Source organism: Chitinophaga sp. SVR4-12A (assembly GCF_056754765.1).
In genome coordinates this window covers 2,212,816-2,228,534 of sequence record NZ_JBPGWP010000001.1, presented here as the reverse complement: position 1 = coordinate 2,228,534, position 15,719 = coordinate 2,212,816, and the positions used below count along the sequence as shown (strand labels likewise).

Annotated in this window: 12 protein-coding genes; 4 read left to right on the top strand and 8 right to left on the bottom strand. The window is 49.7% G+C overall.

Annotated features, from left to right (window positions below; genetic code table 11):
- Window positions 1-17 precede the first annotated feature (17 nt).
- Together tssO and tssD are read left to right on the top strand one after the other, a co-directional pair.
- Window positions 18-539 carry a type VI secretion system TssO gene (gene tssO / locus ACR9Y8_RS08980; protein WP_481212915.1) on the top strand — a complete coding sequence of 174 codons (522 nt, stop codon included), beginning with the start codon at window positions 18-20 and terminating at the stop codon, window positions 537-539.
- Window positions 540-717: 178 nt separating this feature from the next.
- On the top strand, window positions 718-1,107 hold the full coding sequence (gene tssD, locus ACR9Y8_RS08975; protein ID WP_481212914.1) for a type VI secretion system tube protein TssD: 390 nt from the start codon (window positions 718-720) through the stop codon (window positions 1,105-1,107).
- Window positions 1,108-1,168: 61 nt separating this feature from the next.
- Here the strand turns inward: tssD and ACR9Y8_RS08970 are convergent, their stop codons facing one another.
- From ACR9Y8_RS08970 to pfkA, 5 genes are all read right to left on the bottom strand, one after another.
- Complete coding sequence (locus ACR9Y8_RS08970) at window positions 1,169-1,624, bottom strand: DoxX family protein (protein WP_481212913.1); 456 nt, start codon at window positions 1,622-1,624, stop codon at window positions 1,169-1,171.
- 73 nt (window positions 1,625-1,697) lie between these two features.
- Window positions 1,698-2,648: a type I pantothenate kinase gene (coaA, locus tag ACR9Y8_RS08965; protein ID WP_481212912.1), complete on the bottom strand. Its 951-nt coding sequence runs from the start codon at window positions 2,646-2,648 to the stop codon at window positions 1,698-1,700.
- A 27-nt stretch (window positions 2,649-2,675) separates the two neighbouring features.
- On the bottom strand, window positions 2,676-4,034 hold the full coding sequence (locus ACR9Y8_RS08960) for an NAD-dependent succinate-semialdehyde dehydrogenase (RefSeq protein WP_481212911.1): 1,359 nt from the start codon (window positions 4,032-4,034) through the stop codon (window positions 2,676-2,678).
- Window positions 4,035-4,169: 135 nt separating this feature from the next.
- Entirely contained in the window at window positions 4,170-5,660 is a 1,491-nt protein-coding gene (pyk, locus tag ACR9Y8_RS08955) for a pyruvate kinase (RefSeq protein WP_481212910.1), read from the bottom strand.
- Window positions 5,661-5,671: 11 nt separating this feature from the next.
- The gene (gene pfkA / locus ACR9Y8_RS08950) at window positions 5,672-6,652 is read right to left on the bottom strand and encodes a 6-phosphofructokinase (protein WP_481212909.1); all 981 of its coding nucleotides are present in this window, start codon (window positions 6,650-6,652) and stop codon (window positions 5,672-5,674) included.
- A 212-nt stretch (window positions 6,653-6,864) separates the two neighbouring features.
- On the opposite strand from pfkA, the gene ACR9Y8_RS08945 reads away from it, so the two are divergent.
- Together ACR9Y8_RS08945 and ACR9Y8_RS08940 are read left to right on the top strand one after the other, a co-directional pair.
- The gene (locus ACR9Y8_RS08945; protein WP_481212908.1) at window positions 6,865-8,961 is read left to right on the top strand and encodes a prolyl oligopeptidase family serine peptidase; all 2,097 of its coding nucleotides are present in this window, start codon (window positions 6,865-6,867) and stop codon (window positions 8,959-8,961) included.
- Window positions 8,962-9,021: 60 nt separating this feature from the next.
- On the top strand, window positions 9,022-9,927 hold the full coding sequence (locus ACR9Y8_RS08940; protein WP_481212907.1) for an SDR family oxidoreductase: 906 nt from the start codon (window positions 9,022-9,024) through the stop codon (window positions 9,925-9,927).
- Here ACR9Y8_RS08940 and ACR9Y8_RS08935 read toward each other — a convergent pair whose 3' ends face one another.
- Genes ACR9Y8_RS08935 through ACR9Y8_RS08925 form a run of 3 tightly spaced genes read right to left on the bottom strand, consistent with a single transcriptional unit; the run spans window position 9,928 to window position 15,663 of the window.
- Window positions 9,928-10,887 (bottom strand): HU domain-containing protein, encoded by a 960-nt coding sequence (locus ACR9Y8_RS08935; RefSeq protein WP_481212906.1) that lies wholly within the window; start codon window positions 10,885-10,887, stop codon window positions 9,928-9,930.
- A 30-nt stretch (window positions 10,888-10,917) separates the two neighbouring features.
- Window positions 10,918-12,564, bottom strand: a complete 1,647-nt coding sequence (locus ACR9Y8_RS08930) for a hypothetical protein (protein ID WP_481212905.1) — start codon at window positions 12,562-12,564, stop codon at window positions 10,918-10,920.
- A gap of 27 nt (window positions 12,565-12,591) precedes the next feature.
- Window positions 12,592-15,663: a tetratricopeptide repeat protein gene (locus tag ACR9Y8_RS08925; protein ID WP_481212904.1), complete on the bottom strand. Its 3,072-nt coding sequence runs from the start codon at window positions 15,661-15,663 to the stop codon at window positions 12,592-12,594.
- Window positions 15,664-15,719: the final 56 nt, after the last annotated feature.

The following is a 15,719-nucleotide window of genomic DNA, read 5'->3' as shown; positions in this document are numbered from 1 at the left end:
CTAAAAGCTTTAAAAACATGCAAGTATTAAACAAACAGGAAAGAACAACCGCCTTTTTATGGTTCCTTTTATTTTTCGTTGTTACTGTAGGACTTTTTGTGCTGGCCATCTTCTTTAATTACCAGGTGCCGGTAAGAGAAAATACCGAGCTCAGGAAAGAGCTGGGCACCTTCCGCAAGGAGGAAGCATTCCAGGCATCCTTCCTGCAAAACCTCGAGAAAGTCAAGACCAACCTGGATTCTATCAATATGCCCAACCAGAATGCGATCTATATGGACCAGGAAGTGGCCAAACGTTTATCTGATATGCACAACGCTATTCCCAAAGATGTGGTGAGCCATTATAGCCTTTATGATAACTCTGTGCAGATTGGCCTCGCATTGCATCAAAGCAAACAACAGTTGCGCGGTTTGCAGGACGCACAAAAAACCATCGCAGAACTGAAGGAAAAAGTACAAGACCTTACAGGGCAGCTAAATCAAACCCAGAGCCAGCTTGACTACTATAGAAGGCTTTCTGCAAGCACACCCGGAAGATAACGGCGCCGGCTATGTTACATTAGTAATTTTAAAAATTAGTATAAATTTTATTTGTTAAATTATCATTCTATCCGTTCTGCTGGCTTGTCTACCTTAGTTGTATACACTAAATTTGGTTATCATACTTATTATTACTTCTTGGTATTTTTTTTATTTGGTAACCTTAAACATTTAACCCATGTCCTTCAAATCCGAATTCGAAGTAGCTGGTAAAAAATTTGTAGTGAAACATTGCAGCTATGACCTCAGTCAGGAGGTAGACGCGACTGGCCGTCCATCCGCAATCACCCGCGGCGGCCGTATCCGCTTAACAGTAGAATCAACCGGAGAAACCGATCTCTTTGAATGGATGGTCAACAACTTTGAAAGAAAAGATGGCAAGATCACCTTCTACAAAAGGGATTCAGATTCAAAGTTGAAAACTGTTGAATTCAAGGAAGGCTATCTGGTAAAGTTCGAAGAGAGCTTTGATTCAGACAATCCGAACCCGATGACGATCTCATTTACGATCTCTGCCCGTGAACTGAGCTCCGGTAACGGCAGCCACATTAATCAGTGGGTAGGATAGTAGTGTAGCGTCATAGACATTTTTGGGAGGCCCCGTTCGTACAGAACGGGGCTTTTTCATGTTAGTGTGCGGCAATGGCAGCCCACCATATCCATATACAGTATATAGGTTGAAAGGCCAGCCGGCTCCAGGTATACCAGGGCGCTGCAGGCAAGCCGCCCGGCGCGGGTAATTGTTTTACAGCTACTCGAATGTTGGCAGGAAACATGAGTATCAATAATACGATCAACGCCCAGGCAGCATACACACGTGTAGATGGAAAGAGTAAGCCAATGCCCAGTACCATCTCCAGCACGCCGCTGATGATCACCAGCGCATGTGCATAAGGCAGCATGCCTGCTATCATATAGCTGAGTTTTTCCGGCTTTGCCAGGTGCATGCAGCCTATCAGCACAAACATAACAGTAGCGGATATACGGGCGTCAACAGGCAGCTGTTGCAGGTAAGGAATGTTAAAGATATATCCTGTCAGCAGCAGCAATGCGCCTATAGAAAGCAAACCGGATAGAAAAGCCATAACAGATAAATTTTATACTGCAAATATCTGTCGCCTGGCCCTTACACCGGCTTAACATTTGTTAGTTTCCGTCTCAGGTCTTTCTTAATTGTATGGATTGTACAAAGTGATGGCTGCCTTTTTCCAGTATCAGGCTGGCGCGGTAACGTGTAGGCTCAATGTTTTCTTCCAGGTTAGGCTTGTTAATCTCGTTCCAAATCTGTGTGGCCATCGCCACTGTTTCGTCGTCTGAGAGGTGTGCGTAACGGTGAAAGTAGGAGTGAGGGTCCTGGAAGGCGGTACGACGCAGTGATTCAAAACGTGAAATATACCATTGCCGCAGGTGCTTCTCTTCTGCATGCACATAGATGGAGAAGTCAAAGAAATCAGACACGAATACAGCCGGCTCCCTTTCTTTACGTGCTCTTACCTGCAACACGTTAATACCTTCCACGATCACGATATCAGGTGATTCTATCCATTGCAGGTTGTCAGACATCACATCATACTCCAGGTGAGAGTAAATGGGCGCAGCGATTTTTTCCATGCCCGATTTAACATTTGCCAGGAACTGTATCAACCTTCTGATATCATAACTTTCAGGAAAGCCTTTACGATTCATCAGCCCTTTCTGTTCCAGCACCTTGTTGGGATATAAAAAGCCGTCTGTAGTCACCAGGTCTACCCGCGGATGATTGGGCCAGGCAGACAAGAGGCGTTGCAGTACACGGGCAGTGGTGCTTTTGCCTACTGCTACACTGCCTGCGATGCCAATGATATAGGGCACCTTATGTGCATGGTTGTTGAGGAACTTGCTGGTAGTGGCATGCAGCTGTTGCGCGGCTGTTACATGCAGGTTCAGTAACCTGGAGAGCGGAAGATAGACCTGCAATATTTCTTCTGATGTGAGCGGCTCATTCAGGCCTTGCAGCTTATACAGGTCGTTCTCGAAATGTATAATGGCATCGTCTCTTCTTTTAGCCCATTCTTCCCTGCTGATGGTGATGTAAGGAGAGTAGCGCACTGGTTTAGTTTGTTGTTTCATATGTAGATATAGGAAGCAGCATTGCTGTTATTTCACGTACACGGTCTTAATGTTCAGAAATTCGTGGGCACCTTCGGATGAAAGCTCCCTGCCGTAGCCGGATTGCTTAACGCCGCCAAAAGGCAGGCGGGCATCTGAATGTACCATGTCGTTGATAAACACGTTGCCGCTTTCTATTTGTGTGGCAAGGCGTGTGGCCTTTTCCAGGTCGTTGGTCCATAGCGCCGCGCCCAGGCCAAACGGCGTCTGGTTAGCCAGCTCAATGGCTGCCTGCTCATTCTCCGCGGTGATCACCGCAGCCAGGGGCCCAAAGGTCTCCTCCTGGAAAGCGGTCATCCCGGGCTGTACGTCGCTCAGCAGGGTAGGGGCAAAGTTACAGGCTTCGTGCGTTCCGCCTGCCAGCAGCCTGGCGCCCTGTTGCAAACTTTGCTGTAATTGCCGGGCCAGGTCATCAGCCAGGTCGGGCCGGGCCATCGGGCCCATTTGTGTGTCATCTGCCAGCGGGTCTCCCTGCTTCATCTGCTGCAGCAGGCTGCTTACTTTATCCGTAAAGGCAGCTGCGATCTCCTTTTCCACTATCCAGCGTTTGGCGGCTATGCAGGACTGCCCCGCGTTTTGCATACGGGCCTTTACGGCTATAGCAGCGGCCTTTTCGAGGTCGGCGTCTTTCAGTACAATGAAAGGATCGCTGCCGCCCAATTCCAGTACAGTCTTTTTAATGTATTTGCCTGCCAGCTGCGCTACACTCATACCTGCCGGCGTGCTGCCGGTAAGCGTAACGCCCTGTACGCGGACATCGGCGATGATCGGTTCTATGTTTTTGGAAGATACCAGCAGGGCCTGGAACGCGCCTTCGGGAAAGCCGGCTTCCAGGAAGATCTTTTCAATGTCCAGTGCGCAACCGCTCGTGTTGCTGGCATGTTTCAGCAGGCCGGTATTGCCGGCCAGTAAATTGGGAATGGCAAAGCGGAATACCTGCCAGTAAGGGAAATTCCAGGGCATAATGGCCAGTATCACGCCCTTGGGCTCGTAGGCCACATAGCTGTTGCGCGCATCCGCAGTAATGGGCTTGGGCCGTAATATATCGCTCATATTTTGCGCATAGTATTCTGCGCTGGTGGCACATTTTAATACTTCCGCCTTTGCCTCTTTCAGTGTTTTGCCCATCTCCCGGGTGATCACGGTGGCATATGCAGTGGTGTTCTTCCTCAACAGGGCCACCACCTTCAGCATCAGGTCACAACGCTGCTGCAGCGGCATTTGCCGTAGCTCCCGGTAAGCGGCGTGGCCCAGCGCCAGCTTACGCGCTATCTCTTCATTGGTGTGCGCTGCGTACTCGGCAATGGTTTCCAGTGTATACGGGTATATGCTCTTGAAAGTACCCATAGAATTATTTTAGGCCTCAAATTTAAGGCTTAAATGCGCTAAAGGGATACTTTTTCCATGAATAGCAGTATTCTATAAAAAAAGGAGAAACATCTCGTACTGTTCCTCCTTTCCTATTGTAAGTGTCGGAATATCTTATTCGCCTACCCTGGTGATCTTCAGGGTGTTGGTCGGCAGGTGCTGTTTAACAGGCGTGCTGCCGGTGTTCACCACCACGTCGCCGGCTTTGATGAAGCCTCTTTCTTTCAGGATGTTGATCTGGTCAAATACGATATCATCCAGGCTTTCTTCCTCAGCATAGTAGAAGGCGCGTACACCCCAGCTCAGGCTCAGCTGGTTCACCAGGGTCCTTTCCTTGGTAAATACATACAGCGGAGAACGCGGGCGGTAGCTGCTCAGCATAAAGCCGGTATAGCCGCTCTGGGTCATGCCTATCAGGGCGTCAGCATCCAGGTCTTCTGCTATTTTACATGCATTGTAGCAAAGGGCGTCGCTCAGGAAAGTGGAAGAGTGACGGTGAGGAATCAGGTTACGGTTGTAAATGATATCTTCCTTCTCAACTTCTCCGATGATCTTCTTCATGGTCTGGATCACCAGTACAGGGAACTGGCCTGTAGCGGTTTCGCCGCTCAGCATCACCGCATCAGCACCTTCCAGCACCGCGTTGGCCACGTCCGTGATTTCACTACGGTTTGGACGGGTGCGGTCTATCATGCTTTCCATCATCTGGGTAGCCACGATAACCGGCTTCGCACGGTGGATACACTTGCGGATGATATCTTTCTGGATCATGGGGATCTGCTCTACCGGCAGCTCCACACCCAGGTCGCCACGGGCGATCATTACGCCGTCGCTTTCCCAGATGATCTCTTTCAGGTTCTGGATAGCTTCCGGTTTTTCTATTTTAGAGATGATCTTGATCTTGGAATTACGCTCTTTCAGCTTTTTACGCAGTTCGGTCAGGTCTTTTACATTCCGTACAAAAGACAGGGCCACCCAATCAGCCTCCTGGTCAATGATAAATTCCAGGTCAATCAGGTCCTTTTCTGTCAGCGCAGGCAAGGAAACCTTGGTATCAGGCAGGTTAAAGCCTTTTTTGGAAGACAATACGCCCGGCAGGGTCACTTCTGCTTTGATCTCGCCGGCGGGAGTCACCTCTTTTACCACGGTCTCGATCTTGCCATCGTCCAGCAGGATCTTCTGACCAGGCTTTACATCTCTGTACAGGTGCTCATAGGAAACATAGATCCTTTCTTTAGTGCCCACCACTTTCTCGTTCACAAAAGTGAGGATATCGCCTGCTTTCAGGGGCAGCGCATTATTCTCGATCTCACCCACACGCAGCTTGGGACCTTGCAGATCTGCCAGGATAGCTACATTGTAAGGTTCGGTGGTGTTGATCTGACGGATATGTTGGATGATGCGCGCCTTGTCTTCGTGAGAGCCGTGAGAGAAGTTCAGACGGAACACGTTCACGCCAGCCTGCACCAGCGCCAGCAATTTCTCATAGGTATCGCAAGCAGGACCTACAGTGGCAACAATCTTCGTTTTGTGGTTAGAATGTTCCCTGGATTTTTCATGATCCATTTGCTTGTGGTAATATTTGGATAAATCCTTTGTACTCATACGGCTTATTTTTAACTCGCTAGAATTTTACACATCTTAACCCATTCCGAATCCATTTCTTCTTTGGCCTTTATGGCATGGTCCAGTGGTGTATAGTGGATTTTGTTGTTTACAATGCCTACCATCACATTATGAGTGCCTTCGAGCAGGGCGTTCACAGCTGCAAAACCCATACGGCTGGCCAGGATACGATCCTGTGCAGTAGGGGAACCGCCCCTTTGGATGTGCCCCAGAATGCAAACACGGGTATCTGCATTCGGCAGCTCGTGTTTGATCATCTCCGCCACGCCGTTGGCACCTCCCGCTTCATGACCTTCGGCCACTACAATCAGGTTCACCAGTTTCCGGCGGCGCTCGTTAGCCTGCAGGTCTGCAATGATCTCTTCCACTTCAGACTTATGCTCCGGCATCATAATATGTTCTGCACCGGTGGAAATTCCACTGTACAGCGCAATATAACCGGCATCACGTCCCATTACCTCGATAATGAAAAGACGGTCATGCGCATCGGCAGTATCGCGTATTTTGTCAATAGCTTCAATCGCGGTATTTACGGCCGTGTCAAACCCGATCGTAAAATCTGTACCGGCAATATCTTTATCAATGGTCCCCGGTAAACCGATACAGGGGATGTCAAATTCTTCAGAGAATTTCTGGGCTCCTTTAAAGGAACCGTCTCCGCCAATCACCACCAAACCGTCAATGTTGTGCTTTTTCAGGTTTTCGTAGGCTTTTTTCCTACCTTCAGGCTCATAAAACTCCTTGCAACGGGCTGTTTTAAGGATGGTGCCCCCACGTTGGATAATGTTGGCCACTGATTTAGATTCCATCGGCAGGATCTCATTCCTCAGCATTCCCCGGTAGCCATACATGACGCCATAAACGTTCAACTGATGATAAATACCTGTTCTTACTACCGCACGTACAGCTGCATTCATGCCTGGTGCATCCCCGCCAGAAGTAAGAACCGCAATGTTGTTCACTTTTTTCATTCAGGATATAATATTTATCTTCCCGGTGGTTAAATTGATTTTGTTAAAAAAACACCGAAAGGGCGCACAAAAATAACATTTTGGATTTTGTTTCCTAACAGTTATCCGGTTAAATAACCTAAATTTTCAATTTTAGTTAAACAATCGCCGAAATTTTTTCAAAAACTATACTTATGTTAAAAAAGAATTATAGACAAATATTGGTATTGTGTATGAGTATTTTAACAGGCAGTGCAATGGCACAGCAAGCTGGTATGGTATATCCGGCTACGATGAAAACAGATACGGTAGATGATTATCATGGCGTAAAAATAGCGGACCCGTACCGCTGGCTGGAAGACGATCACAGCGAAGCCACCGCCGCCTGGGTCAAAGAAGAGAATGCGGTAACAAATGCGTACCTGGCAAAGATCCCTTTCCGGGATGCCATTAAGAAACGCCTCTCCGTCCTCTGGAATTACCCTAAAACAGGCGTGCCCTTCCGCGAAGGGGAGTATTACTATTATTATAAGAACGACGGTTTACAGAACCAGTCGGTCCTCTACCGCCAGAAGGGCCTCGACGGCGCTCCCGAAGTATTCCTTGACCCCAATAAGCTGTCCGCCAGCGGCACTACCGCCCTGGGCTCCGTCAGCTTTTCGAAAGACCATCGCTATGCAGCCTACCTGCTGTCTGGCGCAGGCTCTGACTGGCAGCAGGCCTTCGTAATGGATGTAGCCACCAAAACCCTCCTGCCCGATAAGCTGGAATGGATCAAGTTCAGCGGCCTTTCCTGGAAAGGCGAGGGCTTCTACTACAGCCGCTACGACGCGCCTGATGAGAAAAAAAGCCTCTCCCAGAAGAACGAGTTCCAGAAAGTATACTTTCACCGCCTGGGCACTTCCCAGGACCAGGACGAACTGGTGTATGTAGACAAAGAACATCCCATGCGCAATGCAAATGTAAGTGTGACAGAAGATGAGCGCTTCCTGATTCTCCATACCTCTGAAGGCACTTCCGGGGCCGAGATCTGGTACCGCGATCTGCAGAATGCTGCACAGAAAGACTTTAAGCTTCTCATCAAAGGCTTCGATTTCCAGCCTGGCGTAATAGATAATATTGGCAGCAAGCTGCTGGTGCATACCAACCACGATGCGCCTAATTATAAAGTGGTGCTGATAGACCCTGAGCACCCTGAAAAGGAACACTGGCAACCCATCGTGCCCGAAAAGCCGGAAGTGCTCTCCAGCGCAGGTATGGCAGCGGGCCGCCTGTTTGTAGGCTACCTGAAAGATGCTTCAGAACGGATGTACCAGTATGAGATCGGCCCGGGCGCAAAAGCTACCCCCAGGGAAGTGGTCCTCCCGGGCATAGGCTCAGTAAGCGGTTTTGACGGAAAGAAAGACGACCAGGTGCTGTTCTATTCCTTTACATCTTTTACTACACCGGGCACGATATATAAATATGATGTAGCCAGCGGTAAGTCTACCCTTTATACCGCGCCAAAGCTCAACTTCAACCCGGATGAATACGAAACCAGGCAGGTATTCTTTAACAGTAAAGACGGCGCCCGCGTGCCCATCTTCCTGTCTTATAAAAAAGGCCTGCAGCAGAATGGTAAAAACCCGGTATTACTTTATGGTTATGGCGGTTTTAATATACCCATGACCCCGGGCTTTAGCCCTTCCAACCTGCTCTTTATGGAACAGGGCGGTATCTATGCGGTAGTGAACCTGCGCGGCGGCAGCGAATATGGCGAAGCCTGGCACAAAGCTGGTATGCTGGAGCATAAGCAGAACGTGTTTGACGACTTTATCGGAGCGGCAGAGTACCTGATACAACAAAAGTATACCAACCCTTCACGTATAGCCATTAGGGGTGGTTCTAACGGAGGCCTGCTGGTAGGCGCCTGTATGACCCAGCGGCCGGATCTCTTCAAAGTGGCGCTGCCCGCCGTGGGCGTAATGGATATGCTGCGCTACCAGCAGTTCACCATCGGCTGGGCCTGGGCTGTTGAGTATGGTAGAAGCGACAATCCTGAGCAGTTCCGCTACCTGCTGAAATACTCACCCCTGCATAACCTAAAGCCCGGTACCGCTTACCCGGCTACCCTGGTTACTACCGCCGATCATGACGACAGGGTAGTGCCCGCCCACTCCTTTAAATTTGCAGCCACCCTGCAGGCTTGCCAGGCAGGGGCCAACCCGGTGCTTATCCGCATCGAAACGCAGGCGGGGCACGGCAGTGGCAAACCTACCTCCAAACAAATAGACGAGGCGACAGATGTATGGGCGTTCACGTTGTATAATCTAGGGATGGATTTTAAGTAATTTGTTAGTACGAATTATCCCGCTAGCCGGGATAATTCGTAATTTTAATAAATTGCTGCTATGAAGGTTTTAATCACAGGAAGTAACGGTTTATTAGGCCAGCATCTTATCCCGCTTTTTGTAGCGGACGAACGGTATGAAGTGATCGCGGCAGGCAGAGGCGTTAACCGCCTCCCGTCCCGGCAGGGTTATACTTATGAATCAGTAAACCTGCGTAACACGGTCAGCGTGCAGCAGTTATTGGAAAAACATCACCCGGATATCATTATACATGCGGCCGCTATGACACAGGTAGATGAATGCGAGCGTAACAAAGACGCCTGCTGGGATACCAACGTAGCCGCTACACGTTATCTCATCCAGGCAGCTGAAAAGTACAATGCCTTCTTCCTGTTCCTCTCTACTGACTTCATTTTCGACGGACTGGAAGGCCCTTACCGCGAAGACGATGCCCCCAACCCCCTCAGTTATTACGGCGCCAGCAAAGTAGCGGCAGAACGCATGATCAGGAACAGCAAGCTGCCCTGGGCCATTGTAAGGACCGTACTTGTTTATGGTACTGCTATCGATATGCAGCGGAGTAATATTATTACATGGGTAAAGAACAACCTGCAGCAAGGTAAGAAGATCAAGGTGGTAGACGACCAATGGCGCACGCCCACCCTGGCGCAGGACCTTGCCGAAGGCTGTAAGCTGGTGGCAGACAAGCAGGCTACCGGCATATTTCATATCTCCGGCAGTGAAATGCTGACGCCTTATGAAATGGCGGTACAAACCGCCCAGTTCTTTAAACTCGATCTCCGCCTCATCGAGAAGGTAAACGCCAAAAGCTTTGTTCAACCGGCCAAACGTCCGGCTAAAACAGGTTTTGTCATCGATAAGGCGGTACAGGAACTGGGGTATCAGCCGAGAAGCTTTGCAGAAGGGCTGGAAATTATAGCCAGGGAAATAGGGGCCAAACAATAGCTACTTAAACTCCAGGTAAACATTGTGTTTCCCCCCATAGGTAGCCTTCACATACTTAATCTTTTCACTTGTATCGGAAGCCGGCGTCTTGAATTTTATCCTCACTTTGAACTGGGTAGAGTCATTATTGCCGTATGCATAAGCGTCTTGCCCAAAGGTTCTTAAACTGGCTGCACGCTTATTGGCAGCAGCCTGGCTGCTATAGGTGCCGCATACGATATAATATTCCAGTATCTGGGATGAGTCTCCCGCCACCGGCGCTGCAGCCACCACGCCGGCAGTATCCGTCTGCGTCACTTCCGCCGGCAGGCTCATGGTATCTGTAACAGCAGCGGGGCTCACTGCTGCGTCCTCCACCGACGATTCCGTTGGTACCTGGTTGCTCACAAACCACCAGATAGCAGTAGCCACCAGCGCTGCGGCAATAGGAATAGCCACCCACCACCATTTAAAACGGGACTGCTGTTCCTCCAATTCCCAGGGTGGTACAGTATAGTGGTCTACCACTTCATTATTTACTACTTCTGTAGTGCCTACTGTTACACTTGGGATAGCATCCGGCCGGAGCACAGGCTGCAGGCGCAGGGTATCTGGCCTGCCGGGCAGGGTTTCCGGGCTGAAGCTGATATGTCCCGTGGGGTCGGCCTGCAGGGAGCCAATGCCCGGCAATTCCAGCGGGCGGCCGCTTTGCAGGCTGGCCTTGAAGTCCTCAATATACTTTTCCAGTTTACGGCTGGCAATAGCCGGAACCAGGTTCTCTTTCAGCGAGATCCATTCCAGGCAGGAGCCATCGTCTGTCCATTTTTCTTCAAAGGTCACCCGCTGTCCGGGCGGGTCAAGACTTTTGTCTACTATGTTATACTGCGCAGGTATATGCTGAAGCGTAAAGGTGCCGATCCCCGGCACAATGCACACCTGCTGCCTGAAAAGGACGTCCTGTATGTACTGTTCTAATATCAAGGTGTTTGATTATTGCGCAAGTTTACAACTTTAAAATTTAATCATCACCCCTCCTACGATATTAAAACCATAGGTGGGATAGCCATTCCAGCGTTGGTAATGCGAATTAAAGACGTTATTGGCATTGACCCATACGTTGAAATTGCGGCCAATATCGTAATTGGCACCGGCATTCAGATCGATCGCCCCTTTGGTTTTGGCAAAGTCCTTATTGGCAAGCTGGTAGTAACTGCCGCTCAAAGCATAGAGATTAGCATCCAGGTGCAGTTTCTTGCCTACCGTATACTGACCATAGAGATTGGCCTGGAAGGGCACCATGTGCCAGGGCTTTACTTCGGTGTTCTGCTTATTATAGTTGTACCAGTCGCCGCTCAGACGTACCTGGAACTTTTCTTCCTCTATATAACCGATCTCTGCATGCAGCTGGAACGCCCGCAGCTGGTCTTCATTTTTGATCAGGAAGGTATTGCCTACCGTTGTGTCATTTATGAACAGGGGCAGGTTATACCAGGTAACCGCTGCAAATTTGGTGTTGTAGTTAAAGTGACTACCCAGCGTACCTTTAATACCGGTATACTTTTCTTCTACTCTTGTATTCAGGATGCCTGCGGGGTACTGACCGATGAAGGGGTTCTTATTAGCCAGGTTCCGGTAGCTGTTCTTGTCGATATAAGAGATCCAGCCACTGCTCAGGATCACTTTCTTGCGTATCAGGTGCGATTCGTTTACGATGTCGGGCAACAGGTAGAACTTGCTGTTGGTCCAGGTGGGATTTACGCCCGCATGCAGGGTAAAGCCCGGTTTGATGATCTCAAATGCAGGGTGGATAGCGACCACGTTGTTATTGATCTGCTCCTGGTTACCTTCTTTGAAAGTGGAGAAATCAAGTACCCCTTCTGCTCTCAGGAAGAGGTCCTGCACCAGCTGCTTGCTCACCGGCGCATTGATAATCACCGTATTTTCCTTGCGGTCAAAGGCATCGTTGAAGAGGATGAACTTCGCCCTGGGGGCAAACATCAGGGCCCAATCGTTCAGCGGGCGATTCTTCAGCCCTACCTGCAGGGTGCCCTGGTTAAAGGCCTGCTTTACATCCCCTTTGGGAAAATCAAACATCGTATGGTCATAACCGTAATAATGGATCACATTGCGGTCAAAACCTACGCTGCCATTGATCTCAAACAGGGGAGAGTAGTAAGTGCCGGAGGCCAGCACGTTCAGTGCGCTGTAGTCCTGGTTCTTGATATTCCCTTTGGAGGAAACAAAGCTGCCGTACAGACCATAATTGAACTTTTCGTTCCGGTTGCTGCCAAACCCGGCCTGGATCAGCGGTGTTTTGTAATTGCCAAAGCCGCCTTTAACAAAGTTATTCTGCAGCGCGGTCAAAGAGTCCTTACCCAGGGCCAGGGGCTTAAGAGGTACGGGCTGATACATGAAGGCCAGGTTCAGGGCCGGCACCTGGTATAACAGGCGTGGGCGCGCAGTATCCGTACCGGGCAGCGAGGCCGTGAGGTTCAGCTTGGCGGCATCGCGCAGCTTGGGCTGATAGGTAGAGATAATGTCGATCGTTTCCTGCTTCAGAGAGTCTTGCGCCTGTACCCGCTGTTGCAGTCCAAGGGCTGCAATGGCCAGCATCGTTCCCATTCCCCACCTGCTCATATATTTGGTATAACCCTTCATTCGTTTTGCTTTTTACTTTAAACTTTTTTACTTGATCTTCGATGCTGCTTTTTCTGCTGCTTCTACTTTATCCAGCTTGTCTTTGGCTTCCTGTTTCAGCTCCGGTATCGGGCAATTCTCCGCCAGGCTCTGGAAAGTGGCTTTGGCGTTGAAATAGTCTTTCTGTTGTGTATATACGTCTCCCAGCAGGATATAGGCTTTGGCTACCCAGAATCCGTAGGAAGGCGTGTTCCTGATCACGTCAAACCCTGCTTTCTCTGCAGCATCCAGCTCATTCTTTTTCAGGTAACATACGCCGGTATAATAGCGGGCTTCAGCGCCGGTCTCTGATTTTGTCATACCTGCCACAGTTTTGAACTCGCTGATAGCCTCGTCATACTTGTTTTGCTCCAGCTGCGATCTGCCCATGGCATAATGTCCCAGGATCTGATCATCTGTACTGATGCTGGAAGAAGACAGCAGCATTTCCGCATAATTGCCTGCCTCATCCCAATGCTGTAATTGCAGGTTGCTGCGTAACAGGCCGCGGGTGGCGGTCAGGGTATTTTCTTTGCCGGTGCTCAGGTCCTGCAGCTGCAGGTAATAGCTGCGGGCTTTTTCATAATTCTTCACCTGGTAGAAGTAGATATTGGCGGCCTGCTGGGCGGCACGCTCTGCATAAATACTGTTGTTCTTGGCGAGGATGAACTCATAACCGGGCAATGCTGCCGCATAATCCTTGTTGTTATAAGCGCATTCTGATTTATAGAAGTAAGCGGGCAGCAGGAATTGTCCGTTGGGATATTGTTTGATATAGTTGTTGAAGGCTGCAGTGGCGCCGTTGCAATCATTGCCGTTGAACTTGGCCTCCGCTGCGGCATAGGAAAGTGAATCTGCTGCAGATGCGGTAACGGTACGGCCGCTGGCTTTCAGCAGGGCTACATAATCATCGGTCTTGCCCTGGCTGATGTAGATGTCCTTGATGGCCACCAGCGCTTCTCCTGCTTCTGCGGAGTTGGGATATTTCTCTACCACCTGGCGGTAATAGGAGAGGGCCTTGCTGTCATTATCCCGGTTGAAATAGCACAGTCCCAGTTTGAGCAGCGCCCGCGGAGCATTGGGCCCGTTGGGTTGTTTCTGCAGCACATTCTCCAGGAAGGGAATAGCTTCCGTATATTTTTCTGAGGCCAGGTAAGTGTTGGCGATCTCGAGATCAGCATCGTTGCCGAAGCTGGAGGAAGGATATTTGTTACCCAGTTGTTTCAGCAGGGCCAGTTTTTCGTTGTATTTACCCTGTATGCCCAGTATCACGGCCTTCTGGTAAGTGGCGTAGTCTGCGCCCGGATCATTTTTAGCGATCACCCGGTCATACAGTGCGGTAGCCTTGCCAAAATCTTTCAGCATGTAATAACAGTCTGCGCTGCGCAGCAATGCATCGTTGGCAATGCGCGGAGCATTCGGCCCGCTTGCGCGCTGGGCAGCTTCAAAATGCTGCAGGGCATGGGTATAATCTTCTTTTTTCAGCAGGCTGTATCCCATGTTATAGCTGGCCGTTTGCGCATTAGCCTCTCCTGAAGCGGGTACGCCGCCGGTCAGGTAGGAATTGAGGTTGATGATGGCATTGTCTGTACGCTGCTGGCGCAGGGCGATTTCCGCTTTCCAGAAATGCGCGAGCTGTTTGATGTTCGGATCGTAGGGGTTTTTGATGGCAATATCCAGCAGGCGGTCTGCCTCAGCCAGCTGCTGGTCGTTCACCAGTTGTGTGGCCCTTCCGTAGGCCACCCGCTGGTAGGCGCGGAGCACGGTGGGGTTCTTGTCAGGCAGCGACTCAATGGTGGTGATTGCGTCCTGGTAATTGTTCGTATTGGCAAAAAGGCTGACCAGTATTTCTTTCGCTTCTTTGTTGTAAGATGATTGCGGGTATGTTTTCACAAAATTGGTCAGCTCTGTCAGCGCTACGTCCTGGTATCCCAGCTCATAAGAGAGCTTGCCATAGTTGAAGCGGGATATTTCCTGCTGCTGCGGGTTGGAATTGTTACGGGCGCCAAAGGCGAATGCATTACGTGCATTGGCCTTCTGGTCGGTACGCAGGTAGCAGTCGCCCAGCAGGTACATGGAGTTTTGCCCCAGTGAATCTTTTTCACCGCTCAGCTGTTTAAAACCGCTGATGGCTTTATTGTAGTTGCCTGTTTGATAGTAGCAGTAAGACAGCTGGTAAACATCTTCTTTCCTTAGTTCGGCCGCATTGTCATGGTATTCCTGCAGGTAAGGCAGCGCTTTTTTGTAGTCCTTTTTCTCAAAATACGCTTGTCCCAGTAATTGCTTCAGTTCTGTATCATAGTACACATTACCTTTCTGCAGCAGCGGTTCCGCAATACGGATCACCTCATCCTTTTTGCCCTGGAAGTAATAGATCTCTGCTATGTAGTAGGGAACGATGCCCGCATATTTAGGTTCTTTCTCCACCCGCTTAAAGCTGGCGAGCGCTTCGTTGTATTGCCTGTTATTATAAGCAATAAAGCCATAGTAGTAGTTAGCGGGTATGTAGTACTTGCCTTCTATTTCCTTGATGGAGGCAAAGAGGGGCTGTGCTTTCTGAAAATCCTTTACGTTGAAATAACAGTAGGCCAGCTCAAACTTCGCATCGGCTATTTCATCGTTGGAAAGGTTGTCAATATTGGCTTTTTCATACAGCGGAATGGCCTCTTTCAGCTTGTTGCGGTGAAAATAGTATTTGGCCAGCTGATAGCTGACCAGCTGTTCCCGGGCATTATTGTTAGTGCGTTGCAGGTATTGCTGCGCCATTTTCTCCGCGTCGGCCTGCTGCAGTTTGAGCGCACACACGGTGTAGTAGTACGCCGCATCTGTTTTTACAAGCGATCGGTTGGTTTCCTGGAAATAGTTAATATTATCCAGTACCTGCCTGAAAAGCTGCATGGATACGGCATATTTCTCCTGCTGAAAGAGCTGCTGCGCATCCTTGAAAACTTTATCCTGGTCGGTGTAAATGCGTGTTTGCTGCGCCCGGGCAGGGGTGATGGCCAACAGGCCGGCGCCCGTAACGGCCAGCAGGGATAAATACAAATGTCCGGAAACCACGATCTTTCTTATAAATTGCATGCGCTTGTATTTGTTAAAATAGTTTATTGGCTTACCTGTTTTCTCAGTGATCCACG